A 20,034-nucleotide genomic window follows, 5' to 3' on the forward strand; every position below is an offset into this window, starting at 1 on the left:
TTTAAAAAATAATACTGTTGCTTTTACTAATGGTAATACAATGCGTAAAATTAAAACTGATTTGCAACAGTTTAGTAGTATTATTGCTGATTTTTTTTTAGGTCTTAATCCTGATCATGCCAAAGAGATTGATTGACAAATAAATAATGAATGAATTTATAACTATTTGCATGCCAGTTATAAAGCACCTACTAATAATAAAAGTACAAAATATTATAATAATGGCATTGACTATAATAAAATAATTTCGCCTTTAAATATTAATACTCTTTATCAGTATTCTAGTGTAGAAGAGTGAACATTTAGTACTATTAATAATAGAATTAATATTATTACTCAAATTTCTAGTTTATTTTTAATTTTGATTTTTATTGTAACTACCATTATTATTTTTATTATTACTTTTAAGATGATTGACCATAATAAAAAATTAATTGGTGTCTTAAAAGCAACAGGATATAAAAGTTGACAGTTGAGTATGTCATTAGTAATTTCAATTATTGTTCCTTTAATCATATTTGCTATTATTGGAGTTTTAATTGCGATTCCAGTTGCTCATTTTTTAATCTATATTACTAATATTGGCACTGTGGCTTTAATTAGTTATGGTTGGTATTTTAATATTGTTTTATCTGTATTAGTGCTTGTTATTCCAATGATTTGTTTAACTTTTATTAGTTTTTTATTAGTATTATTCTTATTAAGAAATAAACCACTAGTTTTAATAACTAATAGTAGTTCAAAGCAAAAATATAAAATAAATATTAGTTTAACTTTTAGTTTTATTAAAAAGTATGTAATTGGTAGTTTTAATTATCGCAATAAGTTAGCGATTACCACTTCAATTCGTAGTTTTGGTAAAGTCTTAATTATGTGTTTTACTGGTGTTTTTGCTGCAACATTAGTATTTTTTGCAGTAGCAGCTAGTGGTTTAGTTAATAATATGTTAGGTTCACAATTTGCTGGAACTAATTTTAATTATCAAAATAGTTATAAGTTTGATAATAATATTAAAAATAATTTTATTAGTAAAGAAAATAAATTAATGTATCAAGTTGATAGTGTTAGTAATATTAAAGACAAAGCTTCATTATATCCAGAATTATTAGCAGCAATTGAACAATTTGATCCACAACAACCTGATAAATCAATTATGATTAATGTTCAAAATCGTTATATTATGGGTAGTGAGTTATTAAAAATAAAACAATGAATTGATGCTAATCCAGAAAAAATTCCTGAAATAATTAAAGCTTTTTTAGCAAAAAATAAAATATTAATTAATTATTTAACAAATAATGATGGTAAAAATAATACTGATTTAATGATAACTTTTGGTTTAATTCCTTATCAAGAAAAAAATGAAGTACCATATACACAATTAGCATTTAATGATGCTAATCAGTTATTTCCTAATCAACCTGGTGCTGTTTTTGATAATAATAGTCAAACTTTATCAGAAGAGTCTTTTAAATATTGAGCTGCATCAAGAATTGCTTATGGTATTGATGATAATTTAGGAGAATTTTTATCGCCAAATTTTAGTGTAAGTTCTTTTTCTGCTTTTTGCAGATTAAATTTAAAAGATATGGAAATTTCTAGTAATTGACAAGATAAAAAATTTATTAGTACTCGTAATAATTTAATTACAACATTAGGAATTAAAAATCCAGATAGTAGTGCTGTTCAATTTATTCCAATGGCAACTTCTGTTTTACCTTCAATTGGTAATGTTTATAATGGTGGCGAAGCACTTAATAATAGTATTATCTATACATATAAAGGTTTAGATAACCAAACAAAGTACATAATTGGCATTGCTTATGATTATGTTAGTAAACTAGATCCAAAAATAATATTAATGCCAAAAGCATGACTAAATGATATTTTATTTGGTAGTAAAAATAATTTATTAATAAATAACTTTGCTAATAGTAAATTAAGTAAATTTAGTGATAATGAGTTTAAACATTATTTACCAATTATTAGTACTAAAAATGATTATAATATTGATTTAGCACAAATTCCATTATTAGGATACTTAGAAAATAAAGGTATTAGTCCTGGTTTATCATTGGTATATGATATTAGTAATTTACGTAATATTATGAATAATGGGAGCATAACGATGTTGTCTATAATATTCATTAATTGTCTTTAAATTATAAAGTTAGACGAGAATAATTTAGACTTTATATGCAATTGTATATTAATCTTAACACTTGTAAAACATAAGTCAACAATAATGCTTAGTTTTATAATTCAAAAATTCTTATTAAAATAATTTTTAATAAGTTTTTAAGTATGTTATAATAAATTAAAGTCCTTTAAGATAAACCGTATACCCTTTGATTACTAAGCGTATGTTAAGTACGTGGTCTCTTAGGCAAATCCCTTTAATTAGGGATTTTTTTATAATAACTGTATTTCTGTATTTATTTGATAGCATTTAAAATTAACCATTTTTGAATACATATCAATATTATAGGTTCTACTTCCAATCATATGTTTTAAAATTTGTTTAATATTAGTTTCAGTAAAACAACCAATATTTTCAACTAATGCTTGATTTAATACGCCATCTTTTGCATTAATGAAATAACCAACTTTTAATTTTGGATATTTTAATATTAATGAATTTAAAAAATCAATTAATTCATAATATTGACCTTTTGAAAATAAATTTTGTGCATATTCATAATGTAGTTTAGCAATTTTATTTTTTCTTCTTCCTGCCATAATTCCAAGAAATAAAACATGAAAAGCATGAAATTTATCTAAAATAAATTTAGCATTTAAAATTTCAGCAGTTTTTCTAATTCATTTTGCACTATCACCACAAATTATTAAATTTGCTTGGTCAAAATTTTCATAATATAATCTACCATATTTTTGAATTAATTGTGCAGTTTTATATGCACCAATTTTTGTTTTTGATAATCTTATTTTACATGCAGCTCTTTTATTAATTAATTTGCCATTTTTCTTTTTACCAATGCAAAATATTATTAATCTCATAGAACATTTTTTACATTTTTTACTATTATGGTTATCATTAAACTTAAATTTTCTATGTCCATCATCAATATTTATATATAAAGTTTGGTTTGGTTTTAATTTGATTTTAGGAATTTTTATTTTTTGTAATTGAAATTTTTGATATGTTCTAAAAACAGCACTATTACTTATTAAGTCTTCTATAAAAGTATCACAAACATCACGATACCTTTTTCCGTCAGTAAAATATTTTAAAATTTGTTTAATAACATCGGGTGCTAATTTACTATACTTTTTAACACCAAGATATATATCTAGTAATGACACATATTCAATTTTTTGTATTTTTTTGTTATAATATGTACAAATACGTCGCTTATAAGTTAATAGGCCTTTTTTTGTTTTTAATTTTCTTTTTCTAAATTTACATGGTTTATATATAGATTTATCACATTCATTTCATAATTTATCATCTATTTGTTTAAACAATTCTTGTGTTTGTTTTAAATTTAATTCATCTTGATTAAAATAATGTTGTTCTCAATTAAAATGATTTTGAAAAAATAACATTCTTTATTTCCTTTCTAAATTTATTAATAATTAAATTTTAACTTATATATGTTAACTAAGGAGTAAATATGCCATTCATTAGTAGTTATGCACAATTAAATAAAAAATATGACCTTAATTTTAGTGATAATAATTATGGTTTTAGTTGAGATATTTTTAAAGCATTTGTTGGTGATGAATGAGCAGAATATTTTACTACTAATTGTTTTTATCGTTTTATACCAACAGCACGGGGAACAAGAAAAACTTGAAACTGTTTAGCATTTGATTTATTTATATGCTGTAATTTTAATGATAGTAGTGTACAAGAAGTAAGACGATATGAAAATACTCATAGTGAAACCACTATTGGTGCTTTAATGAATGTTTGTCAAGTTTTATTAGATATATATGATATTAATTTATTACCTAATAATTCCCATGATATTAAATGAAAAATTACTAAGGATGGTGGGTGTATTATTTTTCCTAATAATCAACAAATTGATTTTATTGGTTATGCTAATGGTAATAAAATTTTTGGAAAAGAAGCAGGTGGGTCAAGTTTTTTAGGTTCACGTACAGATGAAATAATTATGGCAGAAGAAAAAGAAACGTTGACAGAAAAGCAATTAACATATCGCTATGAACGCTTACAAAATTCTATGTTTAGAAGTAATCGTATTAAAGTATCAAATGAACCAATTAAAGAATGAAGTTGAACATTTATTGATAAAAATATATATAGTTCTACTTTTGGACAAAAGATTACTCGTTATTTTTATAAAAGTTTTTTTATTACTTTTACATGTAATCCATACGATAAATATCACCCATTTTATTTAAAGTACTGTACACCATTTTTACCATTAAATGATAAAACTATGGATAATCTTAAAAAAGTTGGTAAAGTTTATTATGAAAATAAAGAAGTGTTTAGTGGTTTAGGTTTATTTATTTTAAGATTTACTATTCAACCGTTTTGAAATAAATTACCAGAAATTCAAAAAAGAACATTAATAGAAATGAAAAAAAGTAATCCCGATGAATTTAATACTGTTTTTTATGGTTTTGAATTTTTAGATAGTGATGCTACAATTTTCCCATTTCAAAAAACATTAAAATATTGACAAACATATGATTTAAAACAATTTTATAATCAAGAAAAAGATATATATAAATTTGATTTTTATAGTATTGGTATTGATTGAGCAACTGGTCATAAAGACCATACTGTATTTATGGTAGTTGGATTTAAAGAATATAATAATACTGGTTATTATGACGCTTATATTATTTGTGAATTAGTAGTTACACCAAATGACTTTATTAATGAAAATGAAAAGATTAATGCTTATGCTAATGAAATTTTAGGGTTAATTGATAATTTTGAAAATTTTGAACAAACGGTTTACTTTTATGATGATAAAGCACGAACAGCAATGGATTGATTAAATCAAAAATTAATAGATGAACATAATACTATTTTAATAACACAAACTGCTATTAAACATGCTTCAAATCTAAATCAAGAAGCAGGATTAACTAATCGCGTAGTTTGAATGAGAAATATTATGAGTTATGGAAACTTTTATGCAAATAAAGATGATTTACCAAAAACTACTCAATGTTTAGAAGAGTTAAGATATGACCAAACAAAAACTAACATTCCAGATAAAAATATGTACCAAGATCCTTATGATGCTCTGTTTTATGCACTATATCCATATAAAAACGTAATTCGTGGTAAAAATAATGCTACTGTGAAAAAAAGCATCTTCACATTTGCCATATAATAAACAAGTGACATAAAATTAATAGTATAGGTCTCACAAAATAAACACCTTTTATTTAGGCGTTATTTTGCGTTTAAAAGTATACTTGTAAAAATAATAAAAAATAAGTACAATTAAACAATAAGATGTTAAGAAATAAGGAGTAAATTATGATGAATAAAGAAAAAGAATTAAAAGTTATGAATAAATTAAAATCTTTAAAAGAGATTTTACAAAATGAACGTTATTTGCCAAAATAAAAATTGTAATAAAAAATGAACAAATATTATATTATTAGAATTAAAATCAACAACATTTAGTCTTTTTCTTTGTGAAAATCATACAATTAATTTAGAACATGAATTATTACCAAAATGATTAAAAACTTGTGAAAAATTAAGAAAAAATAACAAAATAAAAAAGGAGAAATTTATCATGAAAACATGAATAAAAACAAATTTAAGTAAAATAACATTAGCATTAGCACTAATTGGTGCAGTAAGTGGAGTAACAGGTTTAATAATTGGTTCAATATCACATCATAAAACTAATGATTTGAGTTATTTTTTAGACCACGATTATAATGCGCATTGGGGGGGCTTCTATATGACAAAGTCCGAGAAGTGACCATTATAAAATAGATTTATATTTTGCAATTAAACCAGCTAATAAGAATGATAAAAAATGAGATGGTAATTATCCCTATGGATATTTTGATAATTAAATTTCTAAATTAATATAAGAAATATTTTCATTATATTTATCAAATAAATTAATATTAGTTAGATTTATTTCTTGTTTATCAGTTATTAAAATTAAATCATAATTTCCAGAACCAAATATACCACTAATTTCAATCCGATTTAAGTTATTAATCGGATTTTTAATTTGTAATTCAAATTCACTATTATTATCAATTTGTGAAATTTCTTTATAAAATTCTAATTTAGAAAGTAATTGAGATTTATTTGAACCATATAAATTTAATGCATTTTCAATTTTATTATTACTAATAATTGCTTTTGTAAAGTATTTTCCATATTCACCATTACCTAATGTTCAATCAGCAGGAATTAATGACGGTATATTGTTACTTTCTAATTCATTTGTAATAGATAATCAGTTGAATTGATTATCATCAAGTTTAAATAATTCATTTTGACTAATATCATTATTTTTTAGTTTAATGTTATTCATATCTGTAAAGTCAAAATATGCTGATTTTAACATTACTTTTGCATCTTTAAATTCTCAAACTTCATCAGAATTACTATGTATAGGATTTGATTTTAATTCAAAATAATAGGGTAATAAAATTTTATTATCATCATTTAAACCTTTATTAATTGACATTGTTGAATAAATATTACTTGATAACATGATGACTAGTTGTTTAAAAATCTGAACTTGTGGTAAATTTATATAATTTGGATAATCTAATTTTCATTGTTTGAATAAATTAGTAATTACTTCATCAGGTTTTTGTCCTTCAAATTTTGCTCTTAATTTATCTAATTCATTTGGTTTTTTCGTTGGGTCTAAACTTGCCCCATCAAAGTTTCTATTATATGTATATGTATAAGTTAACATATCTAATAATACTTTTTGTAAACTATCAATTGGTGGTCTATCTTTTATTTCTATTTCAACATCATGAAATTTATTTGTTGTAGCAATATTTAAAACTCAATCAGCTGTTGTTCAAGGCAAATGCCATACTTCATTATCTTTTAATTCTTTTTCTTCATTTAATGGTCATAATTGTGCACTCTTAGTAACTTTATAACCTAATTTAGTATATGTAACTCTTGCATTATTAATAATTTCTTTTCTTGTTTCAGTTCCACCACCAATAGCAATTAAATCTAAAACTGATTTTTCTTGTCCTATAAATTGCTTTGCTAAATTTCAAGGTAATATTTGTTCGCTAAATCATTGTTGTAATATTCTAACTTTTGGTTGAGTTTCAATAGGCATTGATAACAGCGGAAATGCTATCTTATCTTTAACAAATAACTTTGGGTATACTTCCATATTGTCAACTTCACCAAGTACCTTTATATTGCCGAAAATCATGCTTCTAGGTGCTTTAATTTTTAAACCAATAACTTTGGTATCTTTATCTAATGGTTTTTGTAATTTAATAATGATTGGATAACCATCTCTTGTTTTAAAATCTTTAATTTTAATAATAGTAATACTTTTAGTACTTCTTGTTTTTGGATTTTGATAAGGCTGAGAATAATTATTAATGATATATAAATTATCAATATTATTTTCAGTTAATGGTTCATTTATACTAACTGCATATAACTTAAATTGATTTAATAAATTTATTTCTTGAAAAATTAAATTTTTAATATCAGTCATACTATATTCAATTGTATTATCATTAATATTAGTACTTGCTCTTTGATTTAATTGCATAGTAAAGTCAGATGTTTCAACAGCAGTAGTTTTTAAAACTTTTTCAATATCAATAAAACCAATTTTAATAGTATTTGCTGAAAATTTTAAACTATTATTTTCATTATTTTTAAATAAACGCTCAATTTCATAAATATAAATTGTTCTTTTTTTAAATTCATCATATGCTCTATTAATATCAGGGTCACTAGTAGCACGCATCATATTAGTAAAATCATAAGGAATATTATCAATTAAATAATCATTTTCTACATCTGCTTGATTAAGTTTAGTTTGCTTTTGTTTCTGTGGAAACTTGGTTTGTGGTTTGTTGTTGTTTTCCATTGTTATCTCCTATTAATTGGTTATTTTCAGGGTTAAATAATTTTAATTTAACAGTTAAATTATTAATTTCTTGTTCATCATCAATATTAAATGTTTGACTATTTAATAAATCTTTATCTAAATTTACTAACAATTTAATAAATTTAAGAATATCAATATTAAATTGTCATAATTTTTGTTCAATATAATTAATAGTTGAAATATTTACAGCTGTACTTTCAGGTACTGATTGTTGTGCAGATTTCTTTTGACTTGGTATATGAATACCACAGCGCTTAGATATTTCATTTACCAATCAGTCATATATATCAGTTAAATTTTTACCTTTAAAATTACTACTAGTCATATTGACACTTTCGTTTTGTTCGTTATTATCACCAGCACTTTTAAATATATAATTCTTAGTAACTAATGTTCTTACTGCTTCTTCCATTAAAGATTGAACATTACCATAAGTTTGACTAAAAATAAACTTCGGTGAGTTTAAAATAGTATCTAATACAATTTGTTCAAATATAACATCTAATGCTTTAATTTTATCCATTACTTTATTACAATCTGCTAATTCATTTGCTTTATTTCGCATAATTGTAATTGGTATATAGTTAATATTTAATGTTTGTTCTTGTGTTAAATTAGGATTATTAATATATGTTTTAAAATCTAATGGAAATTGTTTTTTATTATCACTAATACTATAAATTGCACGATTAATTGTTACTTGTTCATTATTTAATGTATAAACTTCAAATAATCTTACAGTTTGTGAATTTTGTTCATAACTATCATAAAAAATAGTACATTGAATTAATTTACCAGTAATATCATAAACTCTTTGTTGTATATCAACTACTTGAAAATATAAATTATCATTTGCAATATAAATTAAATAACCACTAATTCCTAATTTACTTAATTTAAAAATAGAATTTCAATTTTTTCTATAAAATTCTTGTTGAATTAAATATTGTTTAATAGTTTCATTATTAATATCTAATGGAGCATTATATAAATTAGCGTTATTTTCTGCTACAAAATCAGTAAAATAAGTTTCATGGTTAAAATTATTAAAACCAAAATAACTTAAAATAGAAGCATGAGTACTTTTATTTTTATTAGTTAAAAACTTTAATTTTTCACCTTGATTATCAGTAATATTTGTTTTTTCTTTTCTTTTAAAGAAACTTAACATAATATTCACCACCTTTCTAAAATATTTGATTAATTTTTAACATAATTTTGACAATAATAAATATAACTAAAATTGCTGTTGCTGCTGATAATAATAAACCAATTAAACCTAAAATAATTTTTAAAATTTTAAAAAACATAATCTTATTCCTGTAATTCTTGTAATTTTCATAAATAACCTTGATCAGTTATTAATTTTATTAATTTATTATTTACAATATTAATATATGAAATTCTTTTTAAACTTGGAAGAAAACATACTCAATTTGATGATGTTTGTGGTTGTCAAAATATTTCTATTGTTTGTGTTGGAGTTTTGCCAAATGTACTCGTACTAAAAGGATTCAAATCATAAAATATTTTATAAAATGTATTTGATTTTAATTGATAAGAATGAATAGAATTACCACTTAATGATATTGCTACATCTTTTCATTTTGGATAAGGTGTTGGTGCTGGACTTTCTTTTAAATTTATTTCTCATTCATTTTCTCTAATTTCTTTTGTTAATAAAGTTTTTGAATCAATTTTTATAGGCTTTTCAATATCTATTACTTCTGGTGATTTTATTTCTAATGTATTACTTTTAATTTCATATAAATCCTCTGCTTTTAATTCTTCAAGCCTATATATTGCTCCACCAGTATCGCCACCATCTAATTTTAAAGTTCATTTTGTATTATCATAAATCATATTTAAAACAGCATCACTATTACCTATTTTTCTAGAAGTAATACGATAAGCACCAGTTCCAATTGCTTGTGCAGGTGTAAAAAAGATAACTTCTTTATAACCATTTTGTAAAGGTATACTTGTTTCAGTAATTAAAAATACACGATAAAGAGCATTTAAACTAGGTGAAAAATTACTTCAAGTTCTATCATCAATTCGCTCACCTATTGTTTTTCATACAACAAGTTTTTTAATTAAATCTTTTATTTTTATAATTTCATCATCAACATATTTTTTATCTGGAATATCTTTATCATCTGTTACATTAGGATTATTTCTATAAATTAAAGTTTTACCACCAACATTTGTTTTAATAATTTCATTAACTAATCTTGTAGTACTATCTTTATCATCTTTATTATTGAAGATTCTATTTTCATCAATATTCCCACCATTTGCTTTAATTTCATTAATAGCACCAACAATAGTTTTATCAGTAGTTTCTAAATTAGGATTTTCAGTACCAAGAGCATTTACAGCAAAAGCATATGGAAATTGTTCTACATCCATTTTTTTATCTATATTTACTTTATTTTCATTAATTGCAGGAACAATTTGTTTAGCAACTGTTTGTAAATTATCGTCATTTATATTTTGTTTTTTATCTAATAATTCATTAGTTTCTTGTTTTGTATAATAATCATGTTCTGTACTATCTTCTGCTATAAATTCAGTTGGTGTCCCTTTTCCTATATATTGGTATAATTCAACAGAAATAGGTTGATAATTAGCATCATTAGAAGTTACAGTAATATCATTTCATTCCTGAGTAAATAATAATTGTATTTTAACATTATCATTTACAATTAATTCATCTAATTTAATACTTTTTTGTGTTGTTCTTTGAACTTCTCCACCTAAACTAAATATAGTTTTTTTATTACTATATATATAATTATCAGTTGGATTAGTAGTGGATTGGTAACTATAACCCCATATTGCTAAATATATTTTTCCAAATTCATTACTAGGAATAATAGAAGACATTTTTTTTCATAAAGGACTAGTTGCAATATTAAATCAATTATTTTTAATATCATCAATATTTTGTTTATTAATATCAACTTTATTTTCTAATAATTTAATATTATTTTCATTGGTAGTAATTCTTTTTTGTTGTTTAGCAGAAAAGTCAGCAGTTGCAGCATGAGTAAAATCACCAACTTGTGGATTATTTTGTAATGCTTCTGGTGGTAATGTACCAATTTCATCAGGTCAATCTAAAATCATTGTTTCAGTTTCTTTATCATATTCAGTTGCTACATAACCTTTATTAACAAACTTACTAACAGGACCCCTATATATTTCATTTTCATTATCATCAACTAAATCATCATATAATTTCATTTGCTTTGATAATGTAAATGCTTTTTGTTCTTTAATTAATTCATCAACTTGATTTCTAGTATAGAATGCTTTTAAATCAATTTTTTCAATATCTATTTCATCATTATTATAACTTGAAAATATTTGTTTTAATTCTGTTAATCTTGCTCATATTTTCATTCTACTAGGTGCTAAATCTCAAACATTAATACTAGGAATACTATTTGCACTAAATGATGTACCATTATTAAATTGAATAGTAGCATCAACATTAAACTCAATTGGTGTACGATTAAATACTCAATGTTCAACACAAACATAAACCATATCTCTTAATGTTTCTTTAATTAATTCATCTTTAAAACTATCAAAAGGAAATTTAGATAAAATAAAATTAAGATAAGCATTAATATCATTTTGAGCACGAATAGCAAAAGTTGTAAATCAATCCTTAACATTAGGTCATGTATTTATATATTGTTGTGGTGTTTCTATAATTTTTCCAGTTAATGGATATCAGTTATTATAGTTTTCTAAACTGACATCAGTTCAAAGTTTATTAATCATAATTTATCATTCCTTAAAAAATGCTTTTTTATAATGCTTAGTTTTTGTTTTAGTTTTCCTATGCACTATATGAATAACTTCTTTTTGTAATTTCTTTTTACCTTTTGCTACAACTTGACTATATACAAATTTTTCTAAATGATGTAATAATCCTGTACCAAATAATGTATTAACTGAAAATTTTAAACCAACACTTTTAAATGATTTATTAATATTTTCAATAGGATTATTAATAACATTAACTACTTTATGGTAAGTTCTTACTATTCTAAATATTTCTCTATAAACTTTAAAACTATCTCTAATTACTTGTTGAACAACTGGTGGAGCAAATGCAATTGCTTTTAATCATTTATTACGACTAACTCCATAACCAATGTATCAACCACTATATCAGCGATATCAATGGAATGGATGTATTTGAGTGATAAAAGTTTCTGCTTTAAGAATACTATCAATAACTATAATTGGTTTATATTTAGGATTACGATGATAAATAGTAATTGCACATTTACTTAATGATAAAGGTTGAATTTTGCAACCCATAAATACAGGTGAATTTAATGGGATTAATTGTGCATGTTTAATTGCTTTCTTTTCTGCACTAGTAAATAAATCTGTTGCTTTTTCTTTTAATTTATTAATTTTTTCAAATACTTGTTTTTCTAACTTTTCAAATTTTTCTTGTAATTTATATATACTTTCTCGTAATTTTTCAAAATATGGAGTATCTTTTCAAAATTTATTTAAACCTTTTTTTAAATAAAATCTAATATCAAAATACTTAAAAATTTTATTTGCTTTTAAAACAACCTTATGAATTGAACTCTTTTTAAAATTAAATTTAATAGCATTAGCACGAATTTTTTGTAAATCTAAAATTAAAGATTTACCATATCTATTATCTGTATGTATTGTATGAACTAAATTTAATCAATCATGTTGATTCATTTTTAATACTTCTTTTAAATCAGTATTATATTTTTTAAAAAAATTATTTGCTTTTTCAATATCTTTAATTTTAAACTTTGGAGTTAATTGTGGACTTAATTTTATTAATGTATTTTGTAATAATAAATAATCTTTTAACTCTTGTACTTCTAATTTTTGAAAATTATTTTTATATTGTCTTTCAGCAACATAACCTAAATTTTGGATTATTGTCTCACGATTAGGAGCAAAACTATAATTAAATAAATAACGTTTATTACCAATAATTTTATCTGTTAAAATTTCTTTACCACTTACTTGACTAATAATTTCTTGTAAGTTTTTTGCTTCTTTAATACCAATTTGTTCTAATGTTTTAGTTTTTTGTGCTAATTTAATAAATTTAGTTGTACGATAACCACGACTAATTTTATTAAGTCCAGCAAATGCAGGTAAGATATTAAAAAAAGTATTTAATGGTGTTACATTTCCTTTTAAATAATCATAAACTTGATTAATAGTAAAATCAGTTAAAAACTCTACACCAACAGCACTAATACTAGCAAGTAAATCACTTGCACCTAATCCAAGTGCTATACTTTCACTTAATCCACCAGTAAAAGGAGCAAGTGCTACTGCTATTACTTGTACACCAATCATTTCTAAAATTTCTCATCAAAAACTTTTATTTTCTTGTTGTTTACTTATTCTAGTATGTTTTGGTTTATTGATATTTAAAAGTATTGCTGTACTAGTTGTACCAATTGGCATGATATTAATTTCCTTTATTTAAGAGTTATTTTAATTGGATTTGTTGACCCTTTATAATTTATATCATTAACATTGGCAGTAATAGTTATATACAAGTCACCTACTTTTTGTTTTTGATTACTTACATTAGTTTTTCCTTGAACATCACTAAAATATTTAATATTTGGATTTATTAAATTTGGATTTAATGATTTAAGTTCATTAGTACTTTTTATTTCTGTATCTAATTCATTATTATTTTTATTAACATTTGCAGTAATATTTGTTGTTAAACTTGTAATTTTAGTTTTTAAATCAATTTTATCAGTATTAATAATTCCACATAACATTCAACGTGAAGTTTTTTCTTCATCTGTTATATAAGGTATTGCTTCACCAGTTAATTCTCCACCAACTAAATATCTTCTTCCAACTTTACCATCATTTATGTCTTGTACATATACAACTGTATTTTGTAACATATATCTTTTCATTGCTCTTGGTGTTGCTAAGACAAAAGACATAATTTTAGTTTCATTATTATCAGTAAAAGTCATATAGTCATCCATTACAATTTGACATAATACACCTTTGATATATAAATTTGTTCCATTTAATCTTAATTGTTGTGCTATTTGATTATCAGTAATTAAACCTTTATTATCAGCTAAATAAACTAAACTATCATATAAATTATTAGTAATAAAAAATTGACAATTATTACTATTTCTTAATTGAAATAAAGTATTTCAAGCAGATAACATTGATTTTAAATAGCCTACTGGTATTGTATCAGTAATATCTAATCTAGTTGCATATTTTGCAATTACAGTTGTATCATTATTTGCTAAATAATCTGCTAAATCATTTGCTACTTCATATTGCATTGTATTTAATAAATTTTGTCCATTTTCAGCGTTTAAATCAACATTAGCAATTATTTCACCTGCAACTGCTTCTTGTTTAATTTCTTTTAAAATTTTAATAGTTTCAGCATAACTAACATCTAATCCTTTACTTTTATCATTTCATTTTAATACTTTAATTTCTGAATTTTTTGGTTTTTTAACTATAAATTCAATTTTTGTAGAATTAACCATTTCAATAGGAAAAAAACTTGCTCATGGTGAATTTGATTGTTTATAAAATTCTATAAACTCTGGTGCTTCTACTAATTTTTCGGTATTATCTAAATTTTGATTGAATGGTACTGACATTTTTTCATTTCCTTTCTGTTATAAATTATTTTTCTTTTTATAATCCAATAAAGTACTTTTTATTGAACTTGGTTGATTTGTTATTATTGTTTGTTGTTTACCACCTGTATTTATTATTTCTTTAAATACTGGTTGTTCTTTAATCATTTTTTTAATAGCTTCTTCTATTTTTGAATTTTCTATATTATTAGTTTTAAATTTTAAATAATCATAAAATTCACTTTTAACTTGATATTTTTTAAATATATTAATTATTTCTTTTTCCTTAATTTCGTTATTTAATTTATTTAACTTATTTTCTGCTTCATTAACTTTATTTTCTATTTCTTGTGAAGAATCATTATTTTTAATTAAAGGTTCAGTTGCTTGTTGAACATTATTTTCATTTTCTAACATTTACAGTACCCCATTATTTAATTTCTTTATTAATTTTTTCATTAAGTTTTGCTAATTTTTTTTGATGTTTTATAATTTTATTATTTGCTCTAACATGTTTTGGAGTTGTAATAAATCTTTTTAATAAAACAATAATTTCTCGACAAATTAATATACCTGTACTTATTCCAATTGTTTCAAGTGCTTTTAAAAATTCTTGCATTTCCATATTTTCCTTTCATTTTTTTATAAAGTAAGATTACTATTACTACGTTGTAAAGCATTATTAGCTGTATCATCTCAATCTAATGAAACATTAGAATTATGACTGCCATATTGACTACTTGTTTCACTATTAATAGTAAATCTATCATCATTAATTAATCTTGTTGTTTCATTTGTAAAGGAAGTTTCTTGCATTTCTATACTATGATTTGTTTCCATAGGTAATAAATTATGAATAATTTCACTTATTCCTGCAATAATAGTAGGTATTGCATAAGCATTATTAAAATCATTATTAATCCCCATCGCAACACCACTACTAATTAAACAACCACCAGTTGCCATATTTGCTATTTTTTGTATCATTGCAAATTTATTAGGTATTAACTCAGTTAAACCATTAATAACATTGGCGATACCATAAGCATTTAATGAAATATAAGTATCTCAATCAATTAATGACTGATTTTCTTGTTTATCTAATAATAATCATGGCGGTCCTTCCGTAGTAGTTGGAATTGGTGTTGTTGGAATAATAGGATTAATATTATTTTCAGTTCATTTACTATAATTTGCTAAACCCATTGTTCCTAATCCTAATAATATTTTTTTACTACTATTAATTAATTTAGTTTTAGTAGTTGGTTTTTGGTTCAAGTTTCAGATATCTAAACCTAATTTTTTACCAAATAATAAAGAATTAATACTTCCTAATATTGGATTTGCTATTACTTGCCCATAATATGCACTTGTACCAATCATTGCACAAATAGGACTAATTCACGTTCTTATTAATTTAGTTAAAGTATAATTTGAATGATTTTCTATATTTGGCATTTTAATCTCCTTTAATTTTCTAATTTTTTAATTGTTACTTTAATTCAACCTTGATAAACATCATTATCACCAACTATTAATGCAACATCACTTTCAGGGTCAGAAACAATGATGTGTTTTGATTTAACATTAGGATATTGTCTTAAAATAATTGCTCTAATATCATTACTTGTATGAATTGCTTTGGGAAATGGTGATAATATTTCAATTTCATCTTTATCACCAAATAAAGTAGGTAATATAATCATTAATGAAATTCTCCATTTTCTATAAACTCAATTACTTTATAATAAGCAGTAAGTTTACCTGCTTCTTTTAATGAATCACATAAACAAATACTAATTTGTTTATTTAACCAAATAATTAATTTTTCATTATATTTATTGATTACTTTTTGTTTAAACTCTTCTCTTATTTTTTTTATATTATTCAAATGTTCTTCTGTTATCTCTTTATTACGTTTTTTATTATATTCATTAATAATTTTTTGGTCTTTATTCATTATCAAACTCACCACTTCTTATTTTTTGAACTAAAATATCTAATAATAAGTCTATTTATGTATTCTCATATTCTTTTTGTGATTTTTTAATATAGTTAATTAATTTTTCTTTATTCATTATTATTCTCCTTATTTTTAGTTAAATTATTAACTATTTTTTCTAAACATTTCAAACATCAATTTTTACTTAATCAAATTCTTTTATTACAATATTTACATTTCTTCATTTTTACTCTTTTCATTTTTTAAATCATTTAACATTAATTGAACAAAATGCACGATTTTTAGGAATATTTAAAGTATTAAAGATTTGACCACTTACTATAATTTCATCATTTTTGTTTAATAAAATACATCGTTTATAAAATTTTGGGTTATTAAAAATTAAAGTAACATAGTTTAATCCATTTCATTGTCCACGAACACTATAATATAATTCTTTATTACCTTTTTCATAATGTTTTGCTTCAATAGTGTTACTCAGTTTTACTGTTAATTTCACATAATTTGATTTATCTTTCATTTTTAAAATTCCTTAAACAATATTGAATATGTTTATATGCATCTTCTTCATGTTTTGTTAATTTTATATTTCCTTTATAATTTTCTATTTTGTTTTTATTTTTTGGATGGTTTTCTAAATAATCTCAATTCATAACATCTTGTACTAACACCATTAATGCACCAATAATTTTAGGAGTTGCTAATGGATTAGTTAATAATTGTTTTGCACTTAAAAAGAAATTTTCTACAATAACTAATATTTTTTTATTATTAAACTCTTGTTTAATCGTTAAAAAGTATTCTTTAAACAAATTTTTACTTTCTAAAACAGTTTCTGCTTTAAATGTTTCATTAAAAATAATATTATTAGTTTCATTTGAATATATAATAATTCCATTACTACCTATTCCTGCTGGGTCAATACCAATAATTAATTCATATTGCATTATTTTTTATATCCCCTACTTAATCTAATATTTAAAATACAGTCATAACAAATTGCTTTACCGTTTTTATCTCTTAAAAAATATTTTCTTGTTTTAATATCATTAGTATTAAAAAATAGATAATCTAATTTATATTGTTTACATGTTCAACAAAAATATTTTTTCATTATGAATTAAAATATTCTTAGTAATATTATTTTCATACAGTAAATGCAGCAATTAAAAGAGCAACAGTTATCATTAAAACTATTGTAGATATTACAACAATAGTAGTTAAAGCAAATTTATTATTATAAATTTTATCAATAAATTTTTCTTTCTTTATTTCATGAGTTTTAATATTTTTTGTTTTCATAATTAATTTTATCCTTTAAATATGCCCTGTTTGCTTTTAGCATAAATGGCATATATTTTTGTTTTTTTTATTTATTAATACTATTAATATTATTTTTCTTAGAAAAATGGGCTCAAAAATAAATTGTAAAATTTTAAAAAACATTAAGGCATTCGATTCAATATTTATTTAATTTGCGTTTAACAAATTAATATTTTAATTGAACCGGCACCGCTTAATTTTTTTTACAAGTTTTAAATTTATTTTCTCGCCCAAAAAATTTTAAAAAAAATAAAAAATAAAACCAACACTCGCTCACTAGGGGAGTGGCAAGGTTGGTTAAATAAAAAATAGAATTAATATAATAGGTCCCTACAACAGGTCTATATATACTAATTACTAATTCGCTCCCCCCCCAAGAATTACCATTTAATGGTTAGTATAATTTATTAGGTATCACTCCACTTTTTATTTATCCATGCAAGTCCACATGTTTTAGCTACTATTTTTAACAACTGTGGTGTAGTTCACTGTTTTAGTTCCCTAACACGTGTTGATAATAGTGTTAAAGAAGGTTATTAATTATTAACTTTCTCCTACTTGGTCACTGCATGTAGTAGATATTTAAAGCGTGTTAATAATAAAAATTTTAAAATTTTACAATTACAAAAAAAGACAAGATTTTTATTCTCGTCTTTTGTCATTTATTTTAATTTAAGGATTTAAAAAGGAAAGGAGATATTTACACAAAAATATTAGTTATAGACATCTTCGCTAAGCTCCCAAAATAATCAATATAGTTTACAAGTAATAATTTCTTTTTTTGGCATGTTTAGTGTTATTTTATCATTAATGATTATTGTGATTGTAACTAATATTACTGTTCGGGATAATTTAATATTGATTAATATTTTACGAAGTTTAGGGTATACTTCATTAGAAGTTTCTTATAATTTCTTTTTGGTAATAATTCCAGCATTAATAATGAGTAGTCTGTTTGCTGTGTTAATTGTTCCTTCCTTAGTGACAATTCTTGCTAATTTATTAGCAACTTTTGCTAAAATTGGATTTCCTATTGTTTTTCGTTGATGATACTTTGCATTGATGATTAGTGCTAATGTTGTCATTTATTTAATTTCATATATTATTACTTGAAAATTAAATGTTAATAATAAGGAGTTAATGACATTAACTAAATAATTATTAAATATTAAAACTAAATATGCATACTTAAAATGTTTTAATTTCAAAAAATATTTTTAACTTGATAAAATTAATGCGAGATATTAATTTGGGGTTATTAGGAAAATGGTAAAAATATTTTTTAATTATTTGCGTGAACAAAGAAAAAATATAATTCAAGTTTTAGGATTAGGGTTTTTAGTTATGCTTATGATCATAACTTTTTTAAGTATTCAATTTTCTGATGATTATGTCCAAAAGCAATACCTAAATGATATTAGTCATAATACTAATTTTCAAGAATTAAATGAAATGCCAATTGAAGAAAATAGTTTTGAAAAAGAATATAATTATTATAAAGTTGATTTGGGATTATGATTAGCAAATATGGCTTACTATCAACAAGATAATAGTATTGATACTTTAAAGTTGCATAATGCAACTTTTCAAATCATTTTAGTTGATAGTACTACTTACTGATACTTATCGTTTTATTTTTAATGGTAGTAGTGAACAAAGTAGTCCACATGCTAATAATTTTTTACAAATTGGTAATAATATAGCGCACAAATATCATCATGACTATGTTGATTTTAAATTACTAGTTCCTAATGATTATCATCAAGGTTATGATTACCCTGAACAGTATAAGAATGCAATGCGCAATTTAATTAATAGTTATGTTTATGATGGTAAAAGTAATGTTAATCAAGTAAATTATTTTATTTTAAATAATAACGCATTAAAAATTTATCAAGATGAAATTTATCATAAATTACCATATGCTAATCATCAATATACTGCTGCTGATATTAATTTACAATCGCAGTTATATTTTTAATTA

General features: G+C 22.9%; 21 protein-coding genes. 6 read left to right on the forward strand and 15 right to left on the reverse strand.

Features of this window, described 5'->3' with window-relative positions; all coding sequences use genetic code 4:
• Positions 1-40 precede the first annotated feature (40 nt).
• Positions 41-2,161, forward strand: a complete 2,121-nt coding sequence (locus ACQH25_RS01770; RefSeq protein WP_425381541.1) for an ABC transporter permease — start codon at positions 41-43, stop codon at positions 2,159-2,161.
• Between the two features lie 251 nt (positions 2,162-2,412).
• Here ACQH25_RS01770 and ACQH25_RS01775 read toward each other — a convergent pair whose 3' ends face one another.
• Complete coding sequence (locus ACQH25_RS01775) at positions 2,413-3,567, reverse strand: Mbov_0401 family ICE element transposase-like protein (protein WP_425381009.1); 1,155 nt, start codon at positions 3,565-3,567, stop codon at positions 2,413-2,415.
• A 68-nt stretch (positions 3,568-3,635) separates the two neighbouring features.
• Here ACQH25_RS01775 and ACQH25_RS01780 point away from each other — a divergent pair, with 68 nt between their 5' ends.
• Together ACQH25_RS01780 and ACQH25_RS01785 are read left to right on the forward strand one after the other, a co-directional pair.
• On the forward strand, positions 3,636-5,342 hold the full coding sequence (locus tag ACQH25_RS01780; protein ID WP_425381008.1) for a hypothetical protein: 1,707 nt from the start codon (positions 3,636-3,638) through the stop codon (positions 5,340-5,342).
• A gap of 216 nt (positions 5,343-5,558) precedes the next feature.
• A complete protein-coding gene (locus ACQH25_RS01785; protein WP_425381237.1) occupies positions 5,559-5,957 on the forward strand; it encodes a hypothetical protein in 399 nt (132 codons plus the stop codon).
• An 84-nt stretch (positions 5,958-6,041) separates the two neighbouring features.
• On the opposite strand, the gene ACQH25_RS01790 is transcribed toward ACQH25_RS01785, so the two are convergent.
• The 14 genes from ACQH25_RS01790 to ACQH25_RS01855 all read right to left on the reverse strand — a co-directional run bounded on the left by ACQH25_RS01790 (position 6,042) and on the right by ACQH25_RS01855 (position 18,029).
• Entirely contained in the window at positions 6,042-8,072 is a 2,031-nt protein-coding gene (locus ACQH25_RS01790) for a hypothetical protein (protein WP_425381006.1), read from the reverse strand.
• Positions 8,017-9,264, reverse strand: coding sequence for a hypothetical protein (locus ACQH25_RS01795; RefSeq protein ID WP_425381005.1), 1,248 nt, complete (start codon positions 9,262-9,264; stop codon positions 8,017-8,019). Before ACQH25_RS01795 ends, ACQH25_RS01790 begins: the two co-directional genes overlap by 56 nt.
• Positions 9,265-9,280: 16 nt before the next feature.
• Positions 9,281-9,403: a hypothetical protein gene (locus ACQH25_RS01800; RefSeq protein ID WP_425380902.1), complete on the reverse strand. Its 123-nt coding sequence runs from the start codon at positions 9,401-9,403 to the stop codon at positions 9,281-9,283.
• 4 nt (positions 9,404-9,407) lie between these two features.
• Complete coding sequence (locus ACQH25_RS01805) at positions 9,408-11,888, reverse strand: hypothetical protein (RefSeq protein ID WP_425381542.1); 2,481 nt, start codon at positions 11,886-11,888, stop codon at positions 9,408-9,410.
• 3 nt (positions 11,889-11,891) lie between these two features.
• A complete protein-coding gene (locus ACQH25_RS01810; RefSeq protein WP_425380802.1) occupies positions 11,892-13,589 on the reverse strand; it encodes a hypothetical protein in 1,698 nt (565 codons plus the stop codon).
• Between the two features lie 14 nt (positions 13,590-13,603).
• Positions 13,604-14,785, reverse strand: coding sequence for a hypothetical protein (locus ACQH25_RS01815; RefSeq protein WP_425380801.1), 1,182 nt, complete (start codon positions 14,783-14,785; stop codon positions 13,604-13,606).
• An 18-nt stretch (positions 14,786-14,803) separates the two neighbouring features.
• Positions 14,804-15,181, reverse strand: a complete 378-nt coding sequence (locus ACQH25_RS01820; protein WP_425380725.1) for a hypothetical protein — start codon at positions 15,179-15,181, stop codon at positions 14,804-14,806.
• Between the two features lie 13 nt (positions 15,182-15,194).
• Positions 15,195-15,389 carry a hypothetical protein gene (locus ACQH25_RS01825; protein WP_425380726.1) on the reverse strand — a complete coding sequence of 65 codons (195 nt, stop codon included), beginning with the start codon at positions 15,387-15,389 and terminating at the stop codon, positions 15,195-15,197.
• A 17-nt stretch (positions 15,390-15,406) separates the two neighbouring features.
• Positions 15,407-16,222 (reverse strand): hypothetical protein, encoded by an 816-nt coding sequence (locus ACQH25_RS01830; protein ID WP_425380800.1) that lies wholly within the window; start codon positions 16,220-16,222, stop codon positions 15,407-15,409.
• A gap of 11 nt (positions 16,223-16,233) precedes the next feature.
• On the reverse strand, positions 16,234-16,470 hold the full coding sequence (locus ACQH25_RS01835; protein WP_425380728.1) for a hypothetical protein: 237 nt from the start codon (positions 16,468-16,470) through the stop codon (positions 16,234-16,236).
• On the reverse strand, positions 16,470-16,724 hold the full coding sequence (locus ACQH25_RS01840) for a hypothetical protein (protein WP_425380729.1): 255 nt from the start codon (positions 16,722-16,724) through the stop codon (positions 16,470-16,472). Before ACQH25_RS01840 ends, ACQH25_RS01835 begins: the two co-directional genes overlap by 1 nt.
• 229 nt (positions 16,725-16,953) lie before the next feature.
• Entirely contained in the window at positions 16,954-17,247 is a 294-nt protein-coding gene (locus ACQH25_RS01845) for a hypothetical protein (protein WP_425380730.1), read from the reverse strand.
• Complete coding sequence (locus ACQH25_RS01850; protein WP_425380731.1) at positions 17,237-17,674, reverse strand: hypothetical protein; 438 nt, start codon at positions 17,672-17,674, stop codon at positions 17,237-17,239. The genes ACQH25_RS01845 and ACQH25_RS01850 overlap by 11 nt, the downstream gene beginning before the upstream one ends.
• A 193-nt stretch (positions 17,675-17,867) precedes the next feature.
• A complete protein-coding gene (locus ACQH25_RS01855) occupies positions 17,868-18,029 on the reverse strand; it encodes a hypothetical protein (RefSeq protein ID WP_425380732.1) in 162 nt (53 codons plus the stop codon).
• A gap of 807 nt (positions 18,030-18,836) precedes the next feature.
• On the opposite strand from ACQH25_RS01855, the gene ACQH25_RS01860 reads away from it, so the two are divergent.
• The 3 genes from ACQH25_RS01860 (at position 18,837) to ACQH25_RS01870 (ending at position 20,031) form a co-directional block, all read left to right on the forward strand.
• Positions 18,837-19,208: a hypothetical protein gene (locus ACQH25_RS01860; RefSeq protein ID WP_425381543.1), complete on the forward strand. Its 372-nt coding sequence runs from the start codon at positions 18,837-18,839 to the stop codon at positions 19,206-19,208.
• A gap of 108 nt (positions 19,209-19,316) precedes the next feature.
• Positions 19,317-19,691 (forward strand): hypothetical protein, encoded by a 375-nt coding sequence (locus ACQH25_RS01865; RefSeq protein WP_425381544.1) that lies wholly within the window; start codon positions 19,317-19,319, stop codon positions 19,689-19,691.
• Complete coding sequence (locus ACQH25_RS01870) at positions 19,651-20,031, forward strand: hypothetical protein (RefSeq protein WP_425381545.1); 381 nt, start codon at positions 19,651-19,653, stop codon at positions 20,029-20,031. Before ACQH25_RS01865 ends, ACQH25_RS01870 begins: the two co-directional genes overlap by 41 nt.
• The last annotated feature ends 3 nt before the right edge of the window (positions 20,032-20,034 follow it).

This window comes from Spiroplasma endosymbiont of Polydrusus pterygomalis, from assembly GCF_964030825.1.
GTDB lineage: Bacteria > Bacillota_I > Bacilli_A > Mycoplasmatales > VBWQ01 > Spiroplasma_E.